Source organism: Burkholderia alba (assembly GCF_034721475.1).
Lineage (GTDB): Bacteria > Pseudomonadota > Gammaproteobacteria > Burkholderiales > Burkholderiaceae > Burkholderia > Burkholderia alba.
Genome location: NZ_JAWJWL010000031.1, coordinates 35,484 through 59,945 on the forward strand (window position 1 = coordinate 35,484; position 24,462 = coordinate 59,945).

The window sequence follows — 24,462 nt, forward strand, 5'->3', positions numbered from 1 at the left end:
GTCACTGAATCTCATCGATGAGGCGGGTGGCATGGTCGACGCTGAGGCCGCCATGGCTGACCCGTTCGAGTATGTCGAGCAGCGCGGCGCCTGGCCGGGGCGCGGCGGGCGCCGCGGTTGCGGCTGCGATGGGTGCCTCGACGGCGGCCGGCCGGGCCGGCGCCGCCGCGCCCTGGCGCTCGCGGGCCAGGGCCAGCACCCGGGCGCTGAACGCGCCGAGCGTGGGATGCTCGAACAGCAGGCTGACCGGCACCACCAGCCCGCAGGCGCGGCGCAGCACGGCCATCAACCGCGAGGCGACGAACGAGGTGCCGCCCGCGTCGAAGAAGTGCGTGGCATCGCCGAGCTCGGCGCGCTGCAGCACGTCGCGCCAGGCCGCGGTGATGGCGGCGACATCGATCGTCGCGACCGGTGTCGGTGCGGATGCGGGCTCGGGCGTGGATGCGGACGACACCGCGGCCGCCGGCGCCGGCGCGGCGGGATCGGCACCCGGCTGGGCCAGCGTATCGGGCCGCGGCAGCGCCTTGCGGTCGATCTTGTTGTTCGGCGTCAGCGGAAACGCGTCGAGCGCGACGAACAGCGAAGGCACCATGTAGGCCGGAAGCGCCTCGCCCACGCGCTCGCGCAGCGCGGCGCGGATCGCGTCGGTCAGCACCGCGCGGCCGGCCATCAGCAGGTAGGCGGTCAGCACGCTGTCCGCACCGTCCTCCGATTCGCGCTGCCAGACGGTCACGACGCAATCGGCCACGTGCGGATCGGAACGCAGCCGATGCTCGATCTCGCCGGCCTCGACGCGAAAGCCGCGGATCTTGAGCTGATGATCGGCGCGACCGTGGAATTCGAGCCGGCCGTCGGTGCCGAGCCGCGCCAGGTCGCCGGTGCGATAGAGCCGTCCCCAGCGCGTCTCGACGAACTTCTCGGCATTCAGCTCCGGCCTGTTCAGGTAGCCGGCCGCCACGCCGTCGCCGCCGATGCAGAGCTCGCCGATGGCGCCGGGCGCCACCGCCTCGAGCGCCTCGTCGAGCACGTGGACGCTGGTATTGCGGATCGGCTCGCCGATCGGCTCGAGCGCGTGGTCGCCGTGCGCGCTCACCGCTGCCAGGCACGACCAGATGGTGGTCTCGGTCGGGCCGTAGAGGTTCCACACGCGGGCACCGCCCTGCAGCAGCCGGCGCGCCAGCACGCGCGGCAGCGCTTCGCCGCCACACAGGATGCTCAGCGCCGGGCCACCTCGCCAGCCGGCCTCGACCAGCATCTGCCAGGTGGTCGGCGTGGCCTGCATGACCGTGATGCGATGCTCGGCCAGCAGCGTCTGCAGCGCATGGGCGTCCATTGCCTCGTGACGCGAGGCGAGCACCAGCGAGGCGCCCGTGATCAGTGGCAGGTAGAGCTCGAGGCCGGCGATGTCGAACGAGATGGTAGTGACTGCCAGCAAGCGGTCCTGGGCGTGCATGCCTGGCTTGTCGCGCATCGACAGCAGGAAGTTGCTCAGGGCCGCGTGCGGGATCTGCACACCCTTGGGCCGGCCCGTCGAGCCCGAGGTGTAGATCACGTAGGCGACAGCGTCGAGGCTGGTCGAGAGATCCGGATCGGTCGGCGCACGGCGCTCGATCTCGCCGGCCTGCGCGTCGAGGTCGACGAGCCGCGCGCCGCGCGCCGCAAGCCTGGCCGGCAGCGTGGCGGCGCGGTCGGTCAGCAGCAACGCGGGCTCGGCGTCGTCGAGCATCAGCAGCAGGCGCTCGACGGGGAATGCCGGGTCCATCGGTACATAGGCGCCGCCGGCCTTGAGGATCGCCAGCAGCGTGGCCAACATGTCGGCCGAGCGGCCCATGTAGAGCGCGACGCGCGCGCCGGGCCGCAGGCCGCTGGCCAGCAGCTGATGCGCGATGCGGTTGGCGCGGGCGTTCAGCTCGCGATAGGTCCAGCGCAGCGCGCCGACGCTCAGCGCGAGGGCCTCGGGCGTGCGCGCGGCCTGGCGCTCGAACAGCTCGCTGACGGTCGAGGCGGCCGCCGAACGACGCGGGCCCTGCAGGTACGCGGCGGGCGCGGCGGATGCGCTGGATGCAGCGGCGGCGAGCGCCGCGTCCGGCGCGAGCGGCAGCGCCGCGACGCGCGTGGCTGGCCGCGTCACCGCCGCGGCCAGCAGGGCCGCGAAGGCATCGCGCTGGCGCGCCATGCTCGCCGGCTCGAACAGGTCGGCGTTGAACTTCAGGGAGCCCACGAAGCAGCCGTCGATCTCGGTCATTTCGAGGCAGATATCGGTCTGCCCCTCCTGCTGCGGGAACGGCACCGACTCGATGTGCAGGCCCGCGTGCTCGATCTCGAGGCCGGCCTCGGGCGACAGCACGCGAATCAGCTCGCCGGTGCGGTGCACCTTCTGGTAGACGAACTCGGCCTGGAACAGCGGAGCGCGGCCGTCCTCGCGGCTGGGCTTCAGCACTTCGACGAGCCGCGCGAAGGGCATGCGCTGGTGCGCCAGCGCTTCCACCACCACGCGCTGCTGCCGCTCGACGAATGCGCCGAAGGCGAGATCGCCGTCCAGCTCGGCGCACAGCACCACCGAATTGATGAAGGCGCCGACCAGATCGGCATCGCGCCGATCGCCGCGGCCCGACACGGGCGCGCCGACCCACACGCGCGACTGGCCAGAGAGCCGCGACAGCAGGCACTGGTACGCGGCCAGCAGCACCGTGAACGGCGTGGCGCCATGCTCGCGGGCGCAGGCGCGCAGCGCCTCGCTGGTGCGCGCATCGCAGACGACCGGCAGCGAGGCGCCGTTGAAGGTCTGCGCGGGCGGGCGCGGCCGGTCGGTGGGCAGCGCCAGCAGCGGAATCTCGCCCGCCAGCCGCGCCTGCCAGAACGCCAGGTCGCCGCGTGCCGACTCGGATTCGAGATAGCGCGCCTCATCGGCGGCGAAATCGGCGAAGCGGCGCGCCAGCGCGGCCAGCGCGAGCGCCTGGCCGCGCTGGCCGGCGGCATAGGCGGCCAGCAGCTCGTCGAGCAGGATCCATTGGCTCCAGGCGTCGGACACCAGGTGATGGACGGTCCACAGCACGAAGCTGTCGTCCTCGGCGCGACGGTGCACGCGCAGCCGGCTCAAGGCATCGCGCTCGAGATCGAAGGGCGCGCGGTAGCTCTCGCGCATCGCCGCCAGCACCGCCTCGACGGATTGGCCGCGGCTGTCGACCAGCGCGAAGTCCGGCTCGACCGCCGCATCGACACGCTGCTCGACGCCGGCCTCGCCTTCGTGAAAACGCGCGCGCAGGGCCAAGTGGCGCTGCAGCAGCGCGGCATAGGCGCGTTCGAGCACGGCCGGGTCGAGCGGCGAGCGCAGGCGGAAGCACAGCGCGATGTGATAGGCCGCGCTGCCCCCGTTGAGCTGATGCAGGAACCACATCGCGCGCTGGCCATAACTCATCGGCCAGCTCTCGTACGCGGCCGCCGGAGCGAGCGGCGCGGCAATCGGCGCGGCCGGCGTCGCGAGCGGCCGGCGCGGCGACAGGTAGGGATCCGGGTAGACCGGTTCGATGCGCGGCGCGACGACGCTCGCCGCTGGCGGCGCGACGGCCGGGATGCGCTCGGCGGCAGGCACCTCCGCGGGCGCCGCGGCGACGGCCGGCGACATCGCCGCGGCCGGCTGATGCTCGGCCTCCAGATGCGCCACGAACTCGCGCAGCGTTGGATGACGCAGCAGCTCGGTCGGCTGCGCGTCGATGCCCAGGCGATCGTTGAGGCGGTTGATCAAGACCATCGAGTTGATCGAGTCGAGCCCGTAACGCATCAGGTTGCGGTCCGGCTCGAGATCGCCGGCGTCGAGCTGCAGCAGGCCGGCCAGTTCCTCGAGCACGCAGGCGGCCAGGTCGACACGGGCCGGGCCGACGATGCCGCCGGCATCGACGGCGATCGGCTCGCTCGCCGCGGCCTCCCCGGGCAGGCTGCGCCCGGCCATCGGGCCGGCTTCCAGGTGCGCCACGAATTCACGCAGGCTCGGGTGTCGCAGCAATTCGGTCGGCTGCACGTCGATGCCCAGGCGCTCGTTGATGCGGTTGATCAGGGTCATCGAATTGATCGAATCGAGCCCGTAGCGCATCAGGTTGCGATCCGGATCAAGATCGCCGGCGTCGATCTGCAGCACCGCCGCCAGTTCCTCGCGCACGCAGGCGGCCGTTGCGTCGTTCGCGCGGCGAGCCGGCAGCGCCCCGCCCCGGTCGGCACGCGCCGGCGCCTGGCCGTGGCCGCCGGCCTCGGGCCAACTCGCCTCGATCGCGGCGGCCGCGCCGCGCGCCACCACCACATGGGACAGGCCGGCCGGGCCGGCCGCCGCGAACGCAACCTCCAGCGCCTCCAGTCCGCTCGCCGTATCGAGCGGCACCAGTCCATGCGCGTGCTCGATCAGCCGCACCACCGAGTCGTCGAGGCTCATGCCGCCGTCGCGCCACAGCGACCAGCCCAGCGACAGGGTCCGGCCGTGCCGCCGCCCGTCGCGCACCTGCGCTTGGCGCCGCGCGGCGAAGCCGTCGAGAAAACGATTCGCATAGGCGTAATCGGTCTGCCCGGTGAAGCGCATCACCGCCGCGACCGACGAATAGACCACGAACAATTCGAGCGGCTCATCGCGGGTGGCATGGTCGAGCTGCAGCGCGCCGAGCACCTTGGGCTCGACGATGCGCGCAATCGTCTCGCGCGTCTTGTTTACCAGGGCCGCATTGGCCATCGCCCCGGCGCAGTGGAACACGCCGTGCAGCGGACCGAAGCACGCGTGCGCATGGACCACCAGCGCCGCGGCGTCGCCCGCGTCGGTGACATCGGCCGCCAGGTAGCGCGCCTGCGCATCGCCCAGCGCGAGAATCCGCGCGCGGACCGGTTCGGCCAGCGCCTCGAAGGCCGTGCGGCCGGCCAGCACGACGCGCGCGGCATGGCGCTGCACCAGCGCCTCGGCCAGCATCAGGCCGAGGCCGCCGGCGCCGCCCGAAATCAGATAAACGCCGTGCCGGCGCAGCACGCCGTCGGCATCGCGAGGCGCTGCGTCGAGCCGGCGCGCGCGCGCGACCAGGCGCTGCCCGCCGCGATAGCGGATCTCGACCGCTTCGTCGGCGCGGTGCGCGATCGCGAGCTCCCGGCGCACCACCGCGCCGACGTCGACGTCGCGCGCCGGCGCCTCGATGCCGATCGAGCGTGCCAGCCGCCACGGCTGCTCGGCCAGCAGGCTGCGCAGCAGGCCGCCGGCCGCCATCGAGGCCGGCTCGGTCGCGTCGCCCCGGTCGCGATGCAGGATCAGCAGGGCGCCGGCGCCGGCGCCCAATTGCTGCGCGACATAAGTCGGCGACAGCAGTTGGCGGGCGAGCCGCTCGCGCATGGCCCGCGCGGGCTCCGCGCCGGCTTCCCACCCCTCGTGCCCCTCGTGCGGATCGAGCGCGAAGGCGTGCACCACCACGGCCGGCCGCTCGATGTCGCGCCACAGCCGCGCATGGTCGTCGGCCGAGGCCGGATCGATCTCGTAGCGATGCGCGCCGATGCGCCGGAAGCCTGGCCCCGGATACACGACGATGTCGTCGGCGCGGGCCAGCGCGGCGCTGTCGAAGCCGGCGGGCACGAACACCAGCCGGATGCCGGACGGAATCTCGGCGCGGGTTTCGGTGGCGGGTCCGGCCTCGGCCCAGTCCATCCCGAACAGGCACACAGCCTCCCGCGTATCGTGGCGCGCCGCCGGGCGCGGCTCGGTCGGCACGCGCGGCAGCGGACGCAGCGTCAGCTCGTCGATCCGCACTCGCAGCGCGCCGCTGTCGTCGACGATGTTGATCGAGAACAGGGCCTGCGCATCATCGATCTGCTTCGGCGTCGCGATGCTGTGGAAGCGCTCGGGTAGCGCGTCGTGGATGGTGATGCCGGCCAGCGCGTAAGGGATGTAGGTGCGCGTCGGGTCGTAGGCCTCGACCGCGCGGTGACAGGGCTGGAACGCGCTGTCGAGCAGGCCCGGGTGCAGCACGAAGCCATCGAGCAGCGTGTAGCGGTCGGCATGCACGGCCGCGCGCATCGGCGCCCCCGAACGCGCCTCAGGCATGGCGATCCGTGCGATCAGGGCCGGGCCGCTGCGCGAGAGCGTGTGGATGCCGCGGAAGCTCGGGCCGTAACCGAAACCTTGCGCGGCGAAGCGCGCGTAGATCGCCTCGTGGGTATCGAGCGGCAGCGCATCGGCGAGCTCGCCGACCAGCTCGGCGCGCGGTGCCGCGGCGCGCGCGCCGAACACATACTCGCCCTGCGCGCAGGGCAGATCGCCGCCCGGCGTGCGCTCGACGATCTCGAAGCCGATCCGTTCGCCCTTGCCGCGCACGCGCAGCACCAGCATGGCGGGGGCCGCGTCGACCTGGAACGGCCGCATCCAGACCACGTGGCGCAGCCCCGAGACGCGCCGCCCGGTCGCGGCGCAGNCGACGATCTCGAAGCCGATCCGTTCGCCCTTGCCGCGCACGCGCAGCACCAGCATGGCGGGGGCCGCGTCGACCTGGAACGGCCGCATCCAGACCACGTGGCGCAGCCCCGAGACGCGCCGCCCGGTCGCGGCGCAGCCCGCGGCGCAGGCCATGTCGAGATAGGCCACGCCGGGCAGCGTCTTGCGGCCCGCCACCTGATGATCGCCGAGGAAGAATTCACTACCGTCGAAACGCGAGCCGAACTCGATTCCGTCCAGCGTCGAGAGGTTTGCCTGCACCAGCGGGGCGATCGCGAACCCGCCGTCGATCGCGGGCGCGACCGAAGCCGTCTGCGCCGCCGCGAGGCCATTGCGGCCGGCCAGCGTGAAGACCGGCATCTCGCAGCGGCGCGCCGCAAACGGATAGGTCGGCAGCACGATGCGGCGCGCGCCCGGCACACCCGAGGGCGGCAGCTCGCGCCAGTCGAAGCCGCGCCGCACCCAGGCGCGCCCCATCGCGGCGCGGCGCTCGGCGGCCCAGCCCTCGGCCATCATGGCCTCGTCGTGCGCGGCCTGGGCCGGGTCCGCGTGCTCCAGCGCTTGCCGGTCGATCACGGCCGGGTCGTCGCGGCGCGCGAGATAGGCATCGAGACTCGCGGCCAGCGCCTCGACCGTGTCGGCCAGGATCGCGAGCCGCGCCTCGAGCACCACGCGGCCGACGCGCAGCGTATGGGCGATGTCGGCCAGGCGCGGCGTGGCCGGCGCGGCGCGCAGCGCCTCCGCCAGCCGCTGCGCGTAGACGCGCAACCGTTCCTCGTCGTTCGCCGAGAGCACCACCAGTTCGGGCATGGCCGGCGCGGCGCCTGCATGCGGCGCATGAGGCTCGTGGCCTTCGTGCTCCTCGAGCACCGCGTAGGAATTGGTGCCGCTGAAGCCGAACGAGCTGACCGCGGCGCGGCGCGCCTGGCCCGGCCCGGCCTGCCACGGCCGCGCGGCGGTGTTGACGTAGAACGGCGTGCCCTCCAGCGAGATATGTTCGTTGAGCCGCTCGAAATGGATCGAGGGCGGCAGGGTGCGATGCTCCAGCGCGAGCGCGGCCTTGAAGAAGCCGGCGATGCCGGCCGCCGCGAGCAGGTGGCCCATGTTGCTCTTGACCGAGCCCAGCGCGCAGAACGCGGCATCGTCGGTATGCGGGCGGAATGCATCGACCAGCGCCTCGACCTCGATCGGATCGCCCAGCTTGGTGCCCGAGCCATGAGCCTCCATCAGCCCGATCGAGCGCGGATCGATACCGAAGCGCTCGAACACGTCGCGCTGCAACTCGCTCTGCGCGGTCTGGCTCGGCGCGGTGATGCCGTTGGTCTTGCCGTCCTGGTTCATGCCCCAGCCGACGATCCGGCCGTGGATGACGTCGCCGTCGCGCAGCGCGTCGTCGAGGCGCTTGAGCGCGACCACGCCCACGCCCTCGCCCGGCACGAAACCGTTTGCGCGCTGATCGAAGCTGAAGCAGCGACCGTCTGGCGAGAGCATGCCAGCCTGGCTGGCCATGATGTGGATCGAGGGATCGGCCAGCACCGACACGCCGCCGGCCAGCGCCAGGTCGCTGTCGCCGAGCGCCAGGCTGTCGCACGCCTGCGCGATCGCCACCAGCGAGGCCGAGCAGGCGGTATCGGTGCTCACGCAGGGGCCGCGCAGGTCGAGCAGGTAGGCGATGCGCGCGGCAAGGATCGACGCGCTGCCGCCGAGGAAGCCGGCCGCGCTGAGGTCAAGGCCGTTCTGGCTCTGTCCGTAGTTGCCCTGCCCCACGAACACGCCGCAGCGCGTGCCGGCCAGCGTGTCGGCGCGGATCCCCGCATCCTCCAGGCAGCTCCAGGCTTCCTGCAGGAACAGGCGCTGCTGCGGATCCATGCGATTCGCGTCGGCCGGCGAGATGCTGAAGAACAGCGGATCGAAGCGGTCGATGTCGTCGAGCGCGCCGAGCCAGTTCGAATAGCTGCGATCGGGCTGGGGCGTCTCGCTGTAGACCGTCTCGAGGTTCCAGTACGGTCGCGTCACGCGCGTCACGCAATCGCGCCCCTCGGCGATCGCCTGCCAGAACGCGGTCTTGTCGCGCGCGCCCGGAAAGCGGCCTGACATGCCGACGATCGCGATCGGGGTGGCCGCGCGCGCGGCGGCGGCCGAGGACGCGGCAGCGGGCGCGGCGGCCCGGGCGGCTAGCGCGTCGCCGGCTCCGGCCGCGGGAGGCGCGATCGGCGCGGCCGGAATGGCCGACGCGGCCGAGGTCACGGCAGCGGATGGCGCCGGGGCGCCCGTCGTCTTCGCGAAGGCGATCGGGCGTCGACGCGGCGCGGCCGCGGCTGCGCCCGGCGCCGGCACCGCCGCGCCGGCCTCCTGCCCGCGCGGCGAACCTGCCGCGATGCCCGCCTCGCCCGGCGCCCGCACGGCGCCGATTTCGGGCCGCGCGATAGTCGGCTCTGCCGGCTCCGGCTCCGGCCCCGGCGGCTTCGGCGCAGCCGCCGGGGCACCGCTCGCGCCGGCGGCAGCCCCGTCGACGGCTCCCGTGGGCGTCTTGCGCCACCCGAAACGGGCCGGCGCGCGGCTCGCCTGCCCGCCCGCCGAGCCCTGCGTCTCCAGCTCCTGGCGGATGCGCGCCGCGAGCTTCTCGAGCGTCGGATGGTTGTAGGCGCGTACGGCCGGCATCGCGAGCCCGAACGCTTCATTGACGCGGCCGATCCACACCACGCCGATGCGCGAGGTGAGGCCCAGCTCGAAGAAGGTCCTGCGCGCGTCGATCTCCGCGGCCGCGACGCCGAGCGCCTGGGCCAACAGATCGCGGATCACGGCGACGATCGATTTCAGTTCGGGAATAGCAGACATCGGGACAGGTCCGTAAGAAAGCGAGATTCGAAACCCGCCGCTGCGCGCGGCAGGTGTCGTCGCGGCGGCGCTCAGCGCATCGGTTTGACGGCGATCACGCTGGCGTGCTCGAGGCCGCCGCTGCCGGCCACCTCGTCGTCGTCGAGCGCGAGGCCCTCGAAACCGGCCTCCTCGATCTCGAGGCCGGCCAGACGGCATTCGCGCGCCAGCGTTTCGGGATCGACGAGATTGATCAGCGCGGCGCCGCCGAGCGCGTCGGTGGCGTGCTCGCCGGTATCCATCGCATTGCCGGCGCCGGCATCGCTGCGCTGCCTGAAGTAGCCGGCCAGGTCGGCGATATGACCGGGCCACGGATGGCCGGCCGCGACCAGCCGCTCGTATTCGTCCACGCGCGCCGACCAATGCGGGAAATACGGGCTGTCGCAGGTCACGAACAGCTTGCCGCCCGGCGCCAGCCAGCTCGCCATGCGGTGCAGCGAAGCGCGGAATGCATCGGGGTCGAGAAAGTGCAGCACGCGCGCGGCATGGATCGCCGCGTAGTGGTTCTCCGGCAGCGTCATGCCGGGCAGCGTGCCGGCCTGCGTCGAGAGCCGTTCGCGCAGCGCGGCGGGCACCCGCGCGGCGAGGATCTCCAGGTGGCGCGGGTCGATGTCGACGGCCAGCACGCGCGCGCCGCGCTCGAGCGCGGCCAGCGTCGCGACGCCGTAGGCGCAGCCCATGTCCATCACCTCGCCACGCGCCTGCGCGGCGAACTCGACGAAGGCTTCCGAGCAGGCCAGCAGCCGCGTCGTCATCGCGCCCGTGCCGTTCAGGGTCGGGATCATGCCGTTGGTCTCGCCCGGCATCGAGCCGGCCTCGGAGGGCAGTTCGCCGCCGGCCCGATCGGGCCAGGCCAGTACCACGTCGCGCAACTCGGCGGCCACCTGGCCGCGCGCGTCGAACACGTCGATATCGATCGGCGCCGCCCCGCCGGCCGGCTGGCCGACGGCGCGGCGCGCCCAGATCCGGCTATCGGCCGATACCGCGCCATACAGGTTGGCCGTGCCGATCGAGGCGATCGCGGCGGGCAGCAGCGCGCGGCCCGGCACACCGCTCACCCACACGGCGGTCAGCGCGGCGGCGGCGGCGACATCGCCATCGGAGCCGTCGCCGTGGACCACGGCCGAGGCCAGCAGCGCATCGGCGCGATCGAGCACGCCGTCGACGCTGGCCAGCGTGTCGGCATCGAGATGCGGCACCGCATCGAGCATCAGCAGCGCGGCATGGCCCAAGGCGTGGACCTGCTCGTCGGCGGCATCGGACCCGGCATCGCTCGCCAGCCGGTAGGCGATCTCGCCGTCGGCCGCGGGCAGCAGCGTGGTGTGCACGCGCGCGGCGCCGCCATCGACGATCAGCGGCAGCGGATGGCGGATATCGCGCAGGGCTAGGTAGACAGCCTCGTCGGCGCGAACCTCGGCGGCCTCGCGCAAGGCCTCGTCGATCATGTCGAGATGCGCGGGCTCGGCGAAGGCACGCGCGCCGCCCGCGTCGATGCGGCGGAAACCGCGTTCGCCGCCGTCGAAGACCGAGCCATAGCGCTGCGCGGCGAACGTCGAGACATTACTGACGAAACGCGAGCGCGGGTCGCGCGCGGCGGCCGGCGCCGGCGCGGCCGGGGCCGCCTCGGGCAGCCACAGCGGCTGACGCGAGAACGGATAGCTCGGCAGGATCGCCTTGCGCGGTGGCACGCGCCCCTGGTACAGGCCGGCCCAGTCGACCTTCACGCCCGAAGCCCAGACACGGCCGAGATTGCGCAGGCTGCGCGCGTCGACCCAGTCGCGCAGCGTGGCGCGCATCTCCTCGCTCGAAAACAGCTGCCGCACGTCGCGGCCGGTCTCGGCATCGCGCCGCACGAAGGCGCGCGCGTCCTCCTCGCCGTCGAGGCAGCGCGCCAGATTGCGGGTTAGCGCCTCCGGCGAATCGGCGAACACCACGACGCGGTGATCCCAGTGCTCGCGGCCGGTCTGCAGCGTGTAGGCGATCGACTCGAGCGTGGCGGGCGTGCTCGCCGCGTCCTCGCGCGCGAGGAACGCGCGCAGCCGCCGGATCGCCTCGTCGAGCTGCGGCGCGCTGCGCGCCGACAGCAGGATCGCCTGCTCGCCCGGCACGGCGGGCTCGGGTGCGGGCTCGCGCGCATCGAGATACTCGCCCAGCACGAGGTGCCCGGTGACGCCGCCGAAGCCGAAGTTGTGGACCCCGACGTGGCGCGGCACGCGGCGCCCGTCGCGGCTGGCCGGCGGCCAGGCGACGGTGTCGAGCAGCGGCTCGCAGGCGAACTCGCCATCGGACCAGTTCAGCTCGCGCAGGTTGGCGATGCCGATCAGCCGGTCGGCACGCAGCGACTGCAGCACCTTGATCAGCGAGATCACGCCCGAGGCGCCCGAACAATGGCCGAGCTGCCCCTTCACCGTGCCGAGCTTCGGCTTGCCGCCGCGGCGCGCGCGGAACACTTCGTGGAACGCACGCAGCTCGACCTCGTCGGCCATTGGATTGGCCGTGCCCTGCGCCTCGAGGTAGTCGATGTCGTCGGGCGCGAGGCCGGCCTGGCCGAGCGCCTCGGCGATGGTCTCGCGATGAATCGCGGCATTGGGCGCGGTCAGGAACATGCTCTTGCCGCCGTGCCGCACCGAGATGCCCTTGATCACGCCAAGCACCGTATCGTGGTCGCGCTCGGCGTCGGCCAGCCGCTTGAGCAGCAGCACGCCCACGCCATCGCTGAACATGTGCCCGTCGGCCGCCTTGTCGAAGGGGCGCACCACGCCCGAACCGGTGAACAGCCCGAGCTTGCGGTTGTAGATCGAGGTGTCGGGGGTCAGCAGCAGGTTCACGCCGCCCACCACCGCCGCGTCGGCACGGCCGCCGCGCAGTGCGGCCACCGCCTCGTCGAGCGCCACGAAGGAACTCGCGCAGGCCGCGTCGACCGCCGACACCGGCCCGCGCCAGTCGAAGAAATGCGCGATGCGGTTGACCAGCATCGCAGCCGCGTTGCCGGTGTTCAGGTGCCCGTCGATCTCGATGCCGCGCGCGCGGATCAGGTCCGCGTAGTCCTGACGCTCGATGCCGAAATAGACGCCCACCTTGCGCTCGCGCAGCGCATCGCGCGCGTAGCCCGCCGCCTCCAGCGTCTCCCACACGGCCTGCAGCGCGAGCCGGTGCTGCGGGTCGATCAGCGCGGCGTCGGTCGGCGCGATGTTGAAATGCAGCGCATCGAAGCCGCGCACGTCGTCGATGAAGGCGCCGTGGATGCAATCGGTCTTGTTCGGCTTGGCCGGATCGTCGAAGTGGCTGCGCCAATCCCAGCGATCGGCCGGCGCCTCGGTGATCAGCGATTCGCCGGCGGCCAGGCGGCGCCAGAAATCGTCGAGATCGGCAGATTTCGGCAGGCGCCCGCCCATGCCGATGATCGCGATCTCGCCGTCCATTCCGCCCATCCCGGCCGGCGCGCCGCGCGGCGCGGCGGCAGCGGGCGCGAGTGCCGCGCCAGCCCCGCGTGCCGCCTCGATAGCGGGCGCCACCGGCGCGGTGGCCGCCTTGGCAATATGCGCCGGCCCGAGCGCCGCCAACTGCCCGGCCAGATGGCGGCCGAGCCTGGACAGCGACGGATGCTCGAGGAAGACCCCGGGCCCGAGCGTCAGCGGGAATCGCACGGCGATCCGCTGCGAGAACTCCATCAGCGAGATCGAATTGAAGCCGTAGTCGGCGAAGCTGCGATCGGCCTCGAGAGCATCGACCGGATAACCGACCGTCGCGCTCAGCAGGCCCGCGAGCGTCTCGACCACGGCGGCCGTGTCGAGCGGCGCGGCCGCGGCGGGCGCGTTCGGTGCCGCCGGCGCGTGCTCGGCCTGCACGGCGTGGTGCAGCTCGCGCATCATGCTCAGCAAGGCCGCATCGGGCACGGCATCGCTGCGCGCCTGCTCGACAAATGCATGGAGATCGATCTTCAAGCTACCCTCGAGAGTTTTTGGAGTTCGGCCAGCAGGCCGTCCGCGTCGATGACGCGGCGCTTGAGCTTGTCGAGCAAAGACTGGTACTCGGCCTGGATCGCGACATCGGCGGCGGCCGGACCGCCCTCGGGCCGCCCGGCAACAGCCGGCTCGGCCTGGTCCCGCCGGGTGGGACTCAGGAACTGGGAGTGCCAGTCGATCACCAGCGAATCGTCGAGCCGCGCCAGCGCGCCCTCGTAATCGGGCCGCGTGATCTCGCCGCGCGCCAGCAGGTCGGCCAGCACGGCCGCACCTAACCCGGCCAGCACGCGCAGTTTCAGCACGCGCAGCTCGGGGTCCTGCGCTTCGCCGTCGACGAAGGCGCGGCGCCGGCTGGCCTCGACCACCGCGGCGGCCTCGGCGCTCGCGTGCGGGCCGCGCAGCCGGTACTGCGCGGGGAAGCACGGCAGCGACAGCAATTGCCAAAAGGCCTTGAACTCCACGCGCGGATCGGGCACCAGGCCGAGCTTCGCGCCGATCACCACGCTGGCCAGCGGTCCCATCACAATCTGCCCGGTATCAGCCCGTTCGCCCAGTTCGTCGGCGCTCAGCACGTACTTGCCCGAGACCACCTGCGCGTACCAGCGTGCGACCATCTCCAGGTAGGGGAAGGTGCCGATCACGCCGATCTCCTGCAGCCCGTACTGGTTCACCAGCATCGGATTGCGACGATGGAACAGGCCCAGCGCGAAATCGCGCTGCGGCTCGATGCCCTCCAGGTACTGCCACATCGCCTCGGTGCGATAGCCGCTGCACTCGACCACCACGTCGATGTCGGAGACCGGCGGTAAGCCGTCGCGGTAGTGGCAGGTCCGGCCCTCGAAGCGGTCGATCTCGCCGAACACGGTGCGGATGCGCCCCGAGGCGACCAGTTCGACTACCTCGTCGTTGACGTGGATGAACGGATTGGCCCGGAATTCGGCCAGGCTCGGCCGCATGCCGCTACGCGCGAAGGCATCGTCGAAGGCCGGCAACGCGCGCGACAGCCGTTCGAGATTGCGCTGGGTGCGCATGCGCTCGGGCAACAGCAGGCTGGCCGGCGAGACGAAGTCGTTGGGCAGGAAGCCCACCATGCGCGGCAGGATGAACTTGCGCGAACGGATGCTCCAGACCACCGAGGCGGCCACCTTGCTGGCCTCGGTCGCGATGTCCATGCCGCTCACGCCGTTGCCGATCACCAGCACGCGCTTGCCGGCGAAGGGCGCGCTGTCGAAGTACTGGCCGGCATGCAGCCGCTCGCCGGGGAAACCGTCGAGGCCGGCGATCGACAGCCGCTGCGGGAGGCGGTAGCGGCCGTGGCAGAGCGCGACGCCGTCGAACCGCTCGGTGCGCCGATCGCCTTGCGCCGTGACGCTGTCGACTTCCCAGCACGAGCCGGCCTCGCGCACCGCGGTGACCGTCACGCCGCATGCGACATGCCGTTCGAGGTCGAAGCGCGCCGCGTAGGCGCCGAGATAGGCGCGCACTTCCTGCACGCTGGGGAACATGCCGGCGGTCTCGCCGGGATGAAAATCGGAGAACAGGCTGGTGTCGCGCGAGTTCTGGAAACGCGTGGTGGAATAGGTGCCGACGGTCTTGACGCGCTCCAGGTTCCAGACGCCGCCGAACGTCGCGGCAGCCTCGTAGACCACCGGCTGGTGCCCTTCTTCCAGCAGCGACTTCGCCATCACCAGCCCGCCAGGGCCGGCGCCGACCACGCAGATCCGCTTCGCGCGCGGCGCGGCGGCGGCCGGCGTCGCAACCTCGACGCCCTCGGCCCGCGCCACGGCGGACGGCAGCGGACGGCTTGCGACGGCGGCATCGACACGGTATTCGTCGAGCTGGAATGGATAGGCGGGCAGACTCAGCCGGGCCGGGCCATCGGCCAGGCGCCCCGCTGCCGCGGCTGCGCCGTTCACCCAGGCCCGTGCCTGGGCGGCCGGATCGCCGTGCCCGGGCAGCACGGTAAGTGCGGCCAGGCCCGCTTCGGCGGGCCGCGCCACCGCGTAGGTCGCACCCTCGAGCGCGGCCAGTCGCGCGGCGAGCTGCTCGTCCGGTGCGCCGAGCAGTTCGGCTGCCTGATCGAGACGTGCCAGCAGATCCGCGACAGAATCGACCACGAACGCCAGGCGCACCGGGAGCGCCTGACGCCCGACATGCAGCGTATGCGCGAGGCGCGCGAGATCGACCTCGTGGTGTTCGCGCAACCAGGCGGCCAGCGAGGCCACCACGCGTTCGAGCTGGCGCGGCGTGCGCGCCGACAGGCGCACCAACTGCGCGGTGCGCTCGGGCGCGGCACCGGCTTGCTGCACCTCGAGCGACACAGGCAATGCATCGGGCGCCTCGAGGATCACGTGCGCGTTGACACCGAAGCCGTAGCTGTTGATGCCGGCGCGACGCGGCGGCATCGCGCCGGCTCGCGCCGCGTCGCCCACGCTCGGCCAGGCGCGATTCGCGGCACCGATCCGCCATCCGGGACCCGGCCAGCGCGCGGCCGCCTCGGCCTCGTCGACACCCGGCACGCCCGGCAGCAGGCCATGGCGCATCGCCATCACGACCTTGAACAGCGCGGCCATGCCCGATGCGATCTCGGCATGGCCGATGCACGGCTTCAGGCCGCCCACCGCGCGCGGATGCTCGCGCCGCCCGGCGGCCGGCGTCTCCCCATCCAGTTGCTCGACCGCGGCGCGCAGCGCGCCGAGTTCCAGCTCGTCGCCGGCCGGCGCGCCGGTGCCATGCGCCTCGAAGTAGTCGATCGTGCCGATCGCGACGCCGCTGTCGGCCACCGCGTCGCGCAGCGCGGCGGCGATGCCCGCGGCGCTCGGCGTGGTCAGCGAGGCGGTGTTGCCGCCGTGGTTGACGCTGGAACCCTTGACCACGGCGTGGATCGTGTCGCGATCGGCCAGCGCCTGCTCGAGCGGCTTCACGATCATCACGCCGATGCCCTCGGCGCGCACATAACCGCGTCCGTCACGCCGGAAGCTGCGCGTCACGGCATCGGGTGTCAGCAGGCCCATCGCGGCATAGCTCTCGAACAGGTCCGGCTCGTGCAGCAGGTTCACGCCGCCGACCACGGCCTGCTCGCACTCGCCGGCGCGGATCGCACGCGCCGCGCGGTGCAGAGCGACCAGCGAGGACGAGCAGGTCGCCTCGATGCATTCGCTCGGGCCGAACAGGTCCAGCGCGTGAGAGATCCGGTTCGGGATCATCGAGGCCGATTGCCCGGTCGCGAGATACCCCTTGTTGCCGGTTGCGCGCGCCGCCTGCAGCGCGTAGTTGTTCTGCGCGGCCGCCACGAACACGCCGGTGCGCCGCTCGCCCAGCACGGCCGGCGCGATGCCCGCGTCCTCCAGGGCTCGCCAGGTGTACAGCAGCATCAGGCGCTGCTGGGGGTCCATCAGTTCCGCTTCGCGCGGCGCGATGCGGAAGAAGGCCGGATCGAATTCGAACACGCCGTCGATCAGGCCGGCCCACTCGGCCGCGTATCGCGCGCCTGCCACGCCTGCCGTGCCGGGCAGGTCGGCGCGCTCGGCGGCCAGCGCAGAGACGCTGTTGCGGCCATCGCGGAGGTTCGCCCAGAACGCGTCGAGCGTCGGCGCGCCGGGGAACCTGCCGGCCATCCCAACGATGGCGATGTCGTGGTGCGTGCCTCGTGCCGCGCCGGCCTCGGGCCCGCTCGCTGCACGGGCCGCGGCCCGGCGCGGCGCGGGCGCGTCGTCATCGGCCGGCGCGCGGGCCTGGTCCGGCGCGTCCAGCCCGGCCCCCGCCCCGGCAAGCACCTCCGCGACGCGCCTGGCGATGCGCGCGGGGCTTTGCCGATCGCGCAAGTCGCCGACCTCGAGCGCGCAGCCGAACGCCTGATTCAGGTTCGTCACGAACTGGATCGCCACCACCGAATCGCCCCCGATGTCGCGGAAATGGGTATCGGCGGCGACATCGGTCACGCCTAGCAACCGCTGCCATTGCTCGATCACGAAACGCTCCACCGCGTCGTCGCCGGCCGTCCTCGCGGCGGCGCTAGTCGCGGCGGAAACGGGCCGCGCGCCGAGCGCCTTGCGATCGATCTTGCCGGCCGGCGTCAAGGGGATTGCGTCGGTCTCGATGAAGAACACCGGCACCATGTAGGCCGGCAGCCGCGCGGCCACCCACTCGCGCAGCGCGTCGGCCGACAGGGCCGGAGCCGGGCCGGACGAGCGCGCCGTGCAGTAGGCCACCAGTTGCCCGCCGCCGAAATGCTCGCGCGCCACCACCACCGCCTGCCGCACCTCGGGATGCTGGTCGAGCTGCGCCTCGATCGCGCCGATCTCGATGCGATGGCCGCGGATCTTCACCTGGTTGTCGATACGGCCCAGGTGCATGATCGTGCCATCGGCTTGCCAATGCGCGAGATCGCCGGTGCGATACAGCCGACCGTGCGCTTCGTACGGATTGGCGATGAATTTCTCGGCGCTGAGTTCGGGCTGATTCAGATAGCCATGCGCGAGCCCGAGCCCGGCGATGCATAGCTCGCCCGGCTCGCCGACCTCGCTCAGGCCCCCCGTCTCGCGCACGATGTAGATGCGGGTGTTAGCAATCGGCCGGCCGATCGTGACGGGCCGTCCCGCTTCCAGCCGGCCAGTGGTCGACCAGATGGTGGTTTCGGTCGGGCCGTACATGTTCCAGACGTCACGACTGGTCCGGTCGAAGAACTGCTTCAGGGTGTCGGGCAGGGGCTCGCCGCCGCAGAGAATTCGGATCTGGGTCGGATTGCTCCAGCCGGCATGCATCAGCATGGTCCAGGTGGCCGGCGTGGCCTGCATGAGGGTCGGCGCGACCTGCCGCATCAGCGCGAGCAGCCGGTTCGCGTCGGGCGCCACGTCGGCAGGACAGAGGTGGCATCGCGCGCCGCTTACGAGCGGCAGCAGCAGCTCGAGCCCGGAAATATCGAAGCTGTGGGTGGTCACCGCGAGCAGCACGTCATCGCACGTGATGCCCGGCGTCACCGCCATCGACTGAAGGAAGTTGCTCAGCGCGAGATGGCCGACCATCACGCCCTTGGGCCGGCCAGTGCTGCCCGAGGTGTAAATCACATAGGCCAGCGCGCCCTCCTCCAGTTCGCGGGCACCGCGGTAGGGCACGCAGGCCGCGATCCGCTCGGCCTGCGCATCGAGCGGCAGGCACTGGCCCTGCCCCACCAGCAGCGCCTCGGCGCGAGCGGCCAGCGCCTGCTGCGTGACGATCAGCCGGGTGCCGCTGTCCTCGGCCATGTCACGCAGACGCTGTTCGGGATACGAAGGATCGAGCGGGATGTAGGCGCCGCCGGTCTTCGCGATCGCCAGCATCGCGACCACCAGGTCGATCGAGCGTGCCATGAAAATCCCGATCCGCGCGCCCGGCCCAGCGCCGTGCTGCACCAACCAGGCTGCCAGCCGCGCGCTATCGGCTTCCAGCTGCGCGTAGCCGAGCGTGCGTTCGCCGTCGGCCAGGGCGGGTGCTTCGGGCTGCGCGCGGGCCATCGATTCGAACAGGTGATGAAAGCCGCGCGTCCGGTCGAACTCGACCGCAGTCTGATTCCAAGCCGACGAAGCGTGATCAGGCAGCATGCTCATCGTCCTCGGTGCAGTCGAATGCCTCGCGCAGGGCTGCCAGGCTGGCCATGTCCTTGCCGAACTGGTTGATCAGGGTGTGGGCGCGGACGGTGCCGACCGACATGTACTTGATGAAGTTCGCCAGCGATCCGGTGGCGCTGAGATCGAGGAAGGCGTGCGCCGGCGCCTCGGCCGCCAGCGCACGCACCAAGCGATGGAAATCGACGCGCTTGCGCACCACGTTCCAGGCGAAATGCGCCGGATCGGCCAAGTCGCGCTCGTCGATACGCCGCCCGTGCGAGGGCGAATAGACCGGTATCGCCGGTGCGTTCAGCGTGATGCCGTCGGCCACCGCCAGGATCTCGCCGCGCATCGCGTCGATATGGCTCGAATGGAACGGGAAGCGCACCGGCAGGTCCAGCGACAGGATGCCGGCCGCATTGAGTTGCGCGCGGGTGCGCTCGAGCGAGGCGCGCGGGCCTGCGACGCAGAAGTTCTCGTCGAAATTGATGCCGGCGAGTTCCAGGTCCGCGTACGACTCGGGATGATCGTCGAAGTGGTCGAGCGGCGCGAGCACGCTGAGCAGGCCGCCGTCCAGCGTGGTCCGGCCGATCGCGCGCGACTGGCGCAGGCACAGCCGCAGGCCGTCCTGCCAGGACAGGCAACCCGCCACCGCCAGCGCAACGTACTCGCCGAGGCTGTAGCCGAGCACCGCCTCGGCCTCGATCCCCTCGGCTCGCGCCACCGCCGTGAGGGCATGGCCGATCGCGAACAGGGCGGGATGCGTGTGCTCGATCGCGTCGAAGGGATCGTATGGCGCGCGGGCCTCGTCATAGATGATCCGTACCAGCGACGCACCGAGCTCGGGCTCGGCGAACTCGCTGCAGACATCGAAGTGCTCGCGGAAAACCGGATGTTCGTCGTAGAGCTGGCGGCCCATCTGGAAATACTGCGTGCCCTGCCCGCCGTACATGAAGACGGCGCGCCGGCCCACCGTCGCACGCGACTGGCCCGCCGGTGCGGGCGCCGGCATGCATACCAGCGGCGCTGGGGGCTGCCGGTCGATCGGCATCGCGGGCACCGGGTCGGGCTCGATCGCCATCGGCTGCGCCTTGATCGCCGTCGTCAGCTTGGTAAGCACGGTGCCGGGCCCGATCTGCTCGATCTCGCTGCATCCCCGCGCGAGCAGCCACGAGACCGTCTCGTACCAGCGCACGGGACTCGAGATCTGGCTGCTCAGCAAGCCGGCATAGTCGCGGCGCGGATAGGGACGCGCCGTCACGTTGGCGATCACGTCGACCTGCAGCGGGCGCAGTTCGACGCCGCCTAGGAACGCGTTGAAATCGCGCTCGACCTCGCGCATGTAGCGCGAGTGGAACGCCGCGCCGACATTGAGCGGCACGTAGCTCGCGCCGGCCTGCTCGAAGCGCGCCGCGGTCTCGCGCGAGCGGATTTCGTCGTACAGCCCGGACAGAATGATCTGGTTGCCCGAATTGATGTTCGCGAGATCGACGGATTCCAGGTTCGACTCGCGCAGGCAGGCACGGATCGCCTCGGCCGTCATGCCGATCACGGCGGCCATCGCCCCCTTCGGTGCCGCGCTCATCAGCGCACCACGGCGCTGCACTAGCCGCAGCCCAGTCGCGAAATCGAACGCACCGGCCGCGAACAGCGCGCAGTATTCGCCGAGCGAATGTCCGGCCAACCAGCGAATCCCGGCAGCATCGCCACGGCCGCGGCGTTGCAGATAGTCGAGCACGCCGACGGTGTACAGCGCGGGTTGCGTGTATTCGGTCCGCGCCAACACCGCTTGGGGGTCCTCGACGCATAGCAAGCGGATCGAGTAGCCGAGTATCGCGTCGGCCTGCGCGACTTCCTCTGGAAACGCGTCAAAAAGCCCGGCACCCATCCCTTTGCACTGCGAACCTTGTCCGGGAAATACATAGGCAACATCCATCGCGAGACACCTCTTCAATTGATTCTGTTGCAATAAGAACGTTGATCAACTAGGACGCGAAGGTGATCAAGACCGCATATATATTCAGCGAGTAAAGTTATTCGGTAGCCGTCGAATTCTTGCAATCTGAAGTTGCCCGCGAAAAACGGATCCCTCGCTGAGGGCAAGAAGGAATGCAAGATGGGTGATGCGAGAGCGCGGTACACGCTCGAATTCAATCTGGAAGCCGTTCGGATGGTCCGCGCCGGCCGGAGCATTGCCGCAGTGGCGAAGATCCTGAACATCTGTTCCCGAATGCTGCACAACTGGATCAAGGCAGACGCGACGTGCAAGCTCAAGGGCGCGGATGTGAAGGTGTCGCCCGAACAAATGGGGATTGCGCAGCAGCGTGCCAAGCTGGCGCACGTGAAAATCAAGCGCGCCATCCTGGAAAAAGCCACGCTGTACTTCGCAAAGGTGCCGGCATGAAGTACGCCTGGATTGAACGTCATAGCTGACAATGACCGGTATCGCTGGCCCGTCAGGCGCTGGGGGTAAGCCCCGGCGGCTACCATGCCCGCAAGGCTCGCGATGTCGATACGGATCGACCACGCCGGCGCATCAACAACGGCGCGCGGTTGGTCCATATCCGAGCCGTCCACGCCGCGTCCAAAGGCGAATGCGGCTGGCCGCGCGTCTGGAGAGAACTGAAGTCGCGGGGCATCCGCGCCAGCAAGGATCTGGGTCAACGGCTGATGAAACGGCACGGTATCAAGGCGAAGACCAAGCGACGATTCAAGGCGACGACGGCCGGCAAACACGATCTGCCGATTGCGCCGAACCTGCTGCAACGTACCTTCTCGCCGACGGCACCTGATCAGGCGTGGCGTTCCGACATCACGGCTATCTGGACCGACAACGGCTGGCTGTACCTGACGGTCATCCGCAATCTGTTCAGCTGACAGGCCGCGTTCCGGTCGATCAGGCCGCACATGCGCACGGAACTGGTGTCGGACGCGCTGCGCATGGCGTGGTTCCGCCGGCATCCAGCAGCGGGGCCGATTCTGCATAGCGATCGGGGCAGCCGATGCCGTAGTCACGAATTCCAGCGATTGCTGAAGGGTTACGGCATGCGCAATTCGATGAGCCGCAAAGGCAACTGCTGGGATAACGCGCCGACCGAGAGTTTGTGGGGATCGCTCAAGCACGCCCGAGTCCTCGGTCGCCGGTTCGCGACGCGGCGCGAAGCAATGGACGAGGTCATCGACTGGTTGCGCTTCTACAATCATTCTCGGTTGCACTCGACGTTGGGCTACGTTAGTCCGATGCAGTTCGAACGAAATTGGTACGCTGCTCAGCAGGCGGCATCATTGCCTCGGCCTGACGGCCCGATGATTCCGCTCAACGATGTTGTTCGAGAACTTCTTCCGACGAATCCGGATCAACTGCTCACGCGTTGCATTGATCGCCTGCGGCGCCACTAGATTCACGCCACTCTTAACGATCGCCACCATTTCGGGCGTGCCGTTGTGATCGATAAATTTCTCAAAGTAGTATTGCGCGCGGCGGCATTGTCCCGATGAGCGCGCACCGCAAGCGCCTTGCGTTGATCGGGACCGAACTTCATCGGGCAGCGGCAGGTGATGGAGATCATAGGACGATCGTCAAAAATTAGTACCACTATCATCTGCCACCTGCCAACGCCCAGCGTGCAACATCGCTTTGAACCCATCATGAATTCACTCAGCAACGCCCTGCAGCGGCACGGCTCTCACTTTTAGGTTTTGGGGAACTGCTGACGCCATAAATACCTCTTTGACAGAGTCTCTGTCGACGATCTCCAGCCGGAAGCTCTTCACTAGCATGGCGATAGCGATCTTCAATTCGATATTTGACAATGGCGCACCAGGGCAGACGCGGGGCCCAAATCCAAATGGAAACTGCGTTTGCCGGGCCTCTTTCAGGTTGACCAATGCCCCGTCATCGCTTAACCAACGTTGCGGATCGAACACCATATCCCGTTCCGGATTCATAATGCCATTTACGCGTGTCAATGCGAAAATTCGCATGCCCCTCTCGACGTGCAGCTCTCCGACATTGGTATCACTGAGTGCCTCCAGAACCAACGCGGGAACGGTCGAGCGTATACGAAACGTCTCTTCGATAACCGCCTCGGTATACGGCAAGTTCTCAATATCGTCAAAATGCACGTTGTCGATATCGAAAATACTCATCTCATCTCGCAAGCGCTGCTGCATAACATCATCTTGGCTCAGATAGAAACATAGCCAGCTGATCATCGCAGCCGTGCTACCCTCGCTACCAAGGACGAGGATCATCATATTGGCGAACAATTCGTCGTCGGTCAGCGTAGGAGCCTCACCATCGGCGGCACGAAGCATCGTATGGAGAATACAGTGGTCGCCAATATCATCGTTGCGCCTCATCTTATCTCTGATATCGTGCGCGATGACTGCGACTGAATCCTTCAACTCCTTTATTGACTCATCAAATTGTCGATCAACTGGCATTTTAACGAGCCGCCAGTATGGAATTAAACTTCGCAAACGCTTATTCATCGTATGAACGACATTATGAAACGTATGTAGGGTACGATTATCATCGTCTGCGAGGTTATTTAGATCCACACCAAAAACGAGCAAGCAGCCGACGTCTACCGTGAAGCGCCGGAAATCGTGACGTATCTCCAGTGGTTCACCATGTGACCTTTTCAAGCGATCACGCAGCTGAAGCGCTTTGCGCGCGATCTGCGGAACAAAGGCAATGAGATTTTGCTTCGTGAATGCCGGTTGAATCATCGGTCGCTGATTGCGCCACGCCTCTCCTTCCTTAGTAAAGACGCTGCTGAATCCAACTTCGTCAAATATTTTCGCCATTTCGCGCATGCGGCGAAATTGTGTGGGCCGTTCTTTAAGAACGCATCTCACGTCATCCGGGCGACTAAGCACAATAAACTTCAGATTTCCAAGTTTGAATCGGAATGGCTCCTGTTTGAATTCCCTCGCCCATCCCTCAAGCGTCAAATGAATTCCATCCTTGTCAAGCTGATGTGCATTTCCAACCATTGGCAATCCAGGCGGCATCGGCAAATCTTTAAAAGTTTTCACAACACCCTCCAATTCGAAATGATTTTTAAATTCTCTCACACCTACTAAGTCGGACGGAATTCGTGGAAGCAAACGGGTTAAACAGCACACTGATTCAGATAAGTGTTTCGCCCAATAGCATCATTGATGCTTGGCTAAATCGAGCAAAGTTGACGACAACCATGTGCATAACAATGCGCCCAAAAAAACGTTAAACCCCATCAATATCATTGCGCATTTCGATTTTCATATGCATCCCACTGCCGATTTCACATGGATAATCAACTCAACATGCCATTAATCACCAAACCAAATTAAATAAATTTAACCCGATAACCCATCCTACTATAAACATAGGATTCGCAAATGATAATCACATGATAAAAAGATGACATTTTTGTCAGCAGACCGAGTGGAAATTGACCAGTTAGGCTTTGTCACGTTGACGCCTGGTTCGGTTAGGATGGAGAGATGGAAAAGAGGAAATCGCTCTACCATGGCCATCGGTTTCCAGCTTCGGTCATCAGCCACGCGGTCCGGTGGTATTTTCGTTTCCAGCTCAGCC

At 69.0% G+C, this 24,462-nt stretch carries 5 protein-coding genes and 3 pseudogenes; 2 read left to right on the forward strand and 6 right to left on the reverse strand.

Annotated features, from left to right (window positions below):
* Position 1 precedes the first annotated feature (1 nt).
* The 4 genes from RZR99_RS27140 to fabD all read right to left on the reverse strand — a co-directional run bounded on the left by RZR99_RS27140 (position 2) and on the right by fabD (position 20,811).
* The gene (locus RZR99_RS27140; RefSeq protein ID WP_323122870.1) at positions 2–9,286 is read right to left on the reverse strand and encodes a non-ribosomal peptide synthetase; all 9,285 of its coding nucleotides are present in this window, start codon (positions 9,284–9,286) and stop codon (positions 2–4) included.
* Positions 9,287–9,357: 71 nt separating this feature from the next.
* A complete protein-coding gene (locus RZR99_RS27145; RefSeq protein WP_323122871.1) occupies positions 9,358–13,269 on the reverse strand; it encodes a beta-ketoacyl synthase N-terminal-like domain-containing protein in 3,912 nt (1,303 codons plus the stop codon).
* Entirely contained in the window at positions 13,266–18,869 is a 5,604-nt protein-coding gene (locus RZR99_RS27150) for an amino acid adenylation domain-containing protein (protein ID WP_323122872.1), read from the reverse strand. Before RZR99_RS27150 ends, RZR99_RS27145 begins: the two co-directional genes overlap by 4 nt.
* Positions 18,859–20,811 (reverse strand): ACP S-malonyltransferase, encoded by a 1,953-nt coding sequence (gene fabD, locus RZR99_RS27155; protein ID WP_323122873.1) that lies wholly within the window; start codon positions 20,809–20,811, stop codon positions 18,859–18,861. Before fabD ends, RZR99_RS27150 begins: the two co-directional genes overlap by 11 nt.
* A 180-nt stretch (positions 20,812–20,991) precedes the next feature.
* Here fabD and RZR99_RS27160 point away from each other — a divergent pair.
* A pseudogene (locus tag RZR99_RS27160) lies at positions 20,992–22,148 on the forward strand (IS3 family transposase); the annotation flags it as partial.
* A gap of 15 nt (positions 22,149–22,163) precedes the next feature.
* On the opposite strand, the pseudogene RZR99_RS27165 reads toward RZR99_RS27160, so the two are convergent.
* Positions 22,164–22,381: pseudogene (locus RZR99_RS27165) on the reverse strand (IS6 family transposase); the annotation flags it as partial.
* Positions 22,382–22,529: 148 nt separating this feature from the next.
* On the reverse strand, positions 22,530–23,918 hold the full coding sequence (locus tag RZR99_RS27170) for a cytochrome P450 (protein WP_323122874.1): 1,389 nt from the start codon (positions 23,916–23,918) through the stop codon (positions 22,530–22,532).
* Positions 23,919–24,368: 450 nt separating this feature from the next.
* On the opposite strand from RZR99_RS27170, the pseudogene RZR99_RS27175 reads away from it, so the two are divergent.
* Positions 24,369–24,462 (forward strand): annotated as a pseudogene (locus tag RZR99_RS27175) (IS6 family transposase); the annotation flags it as partial.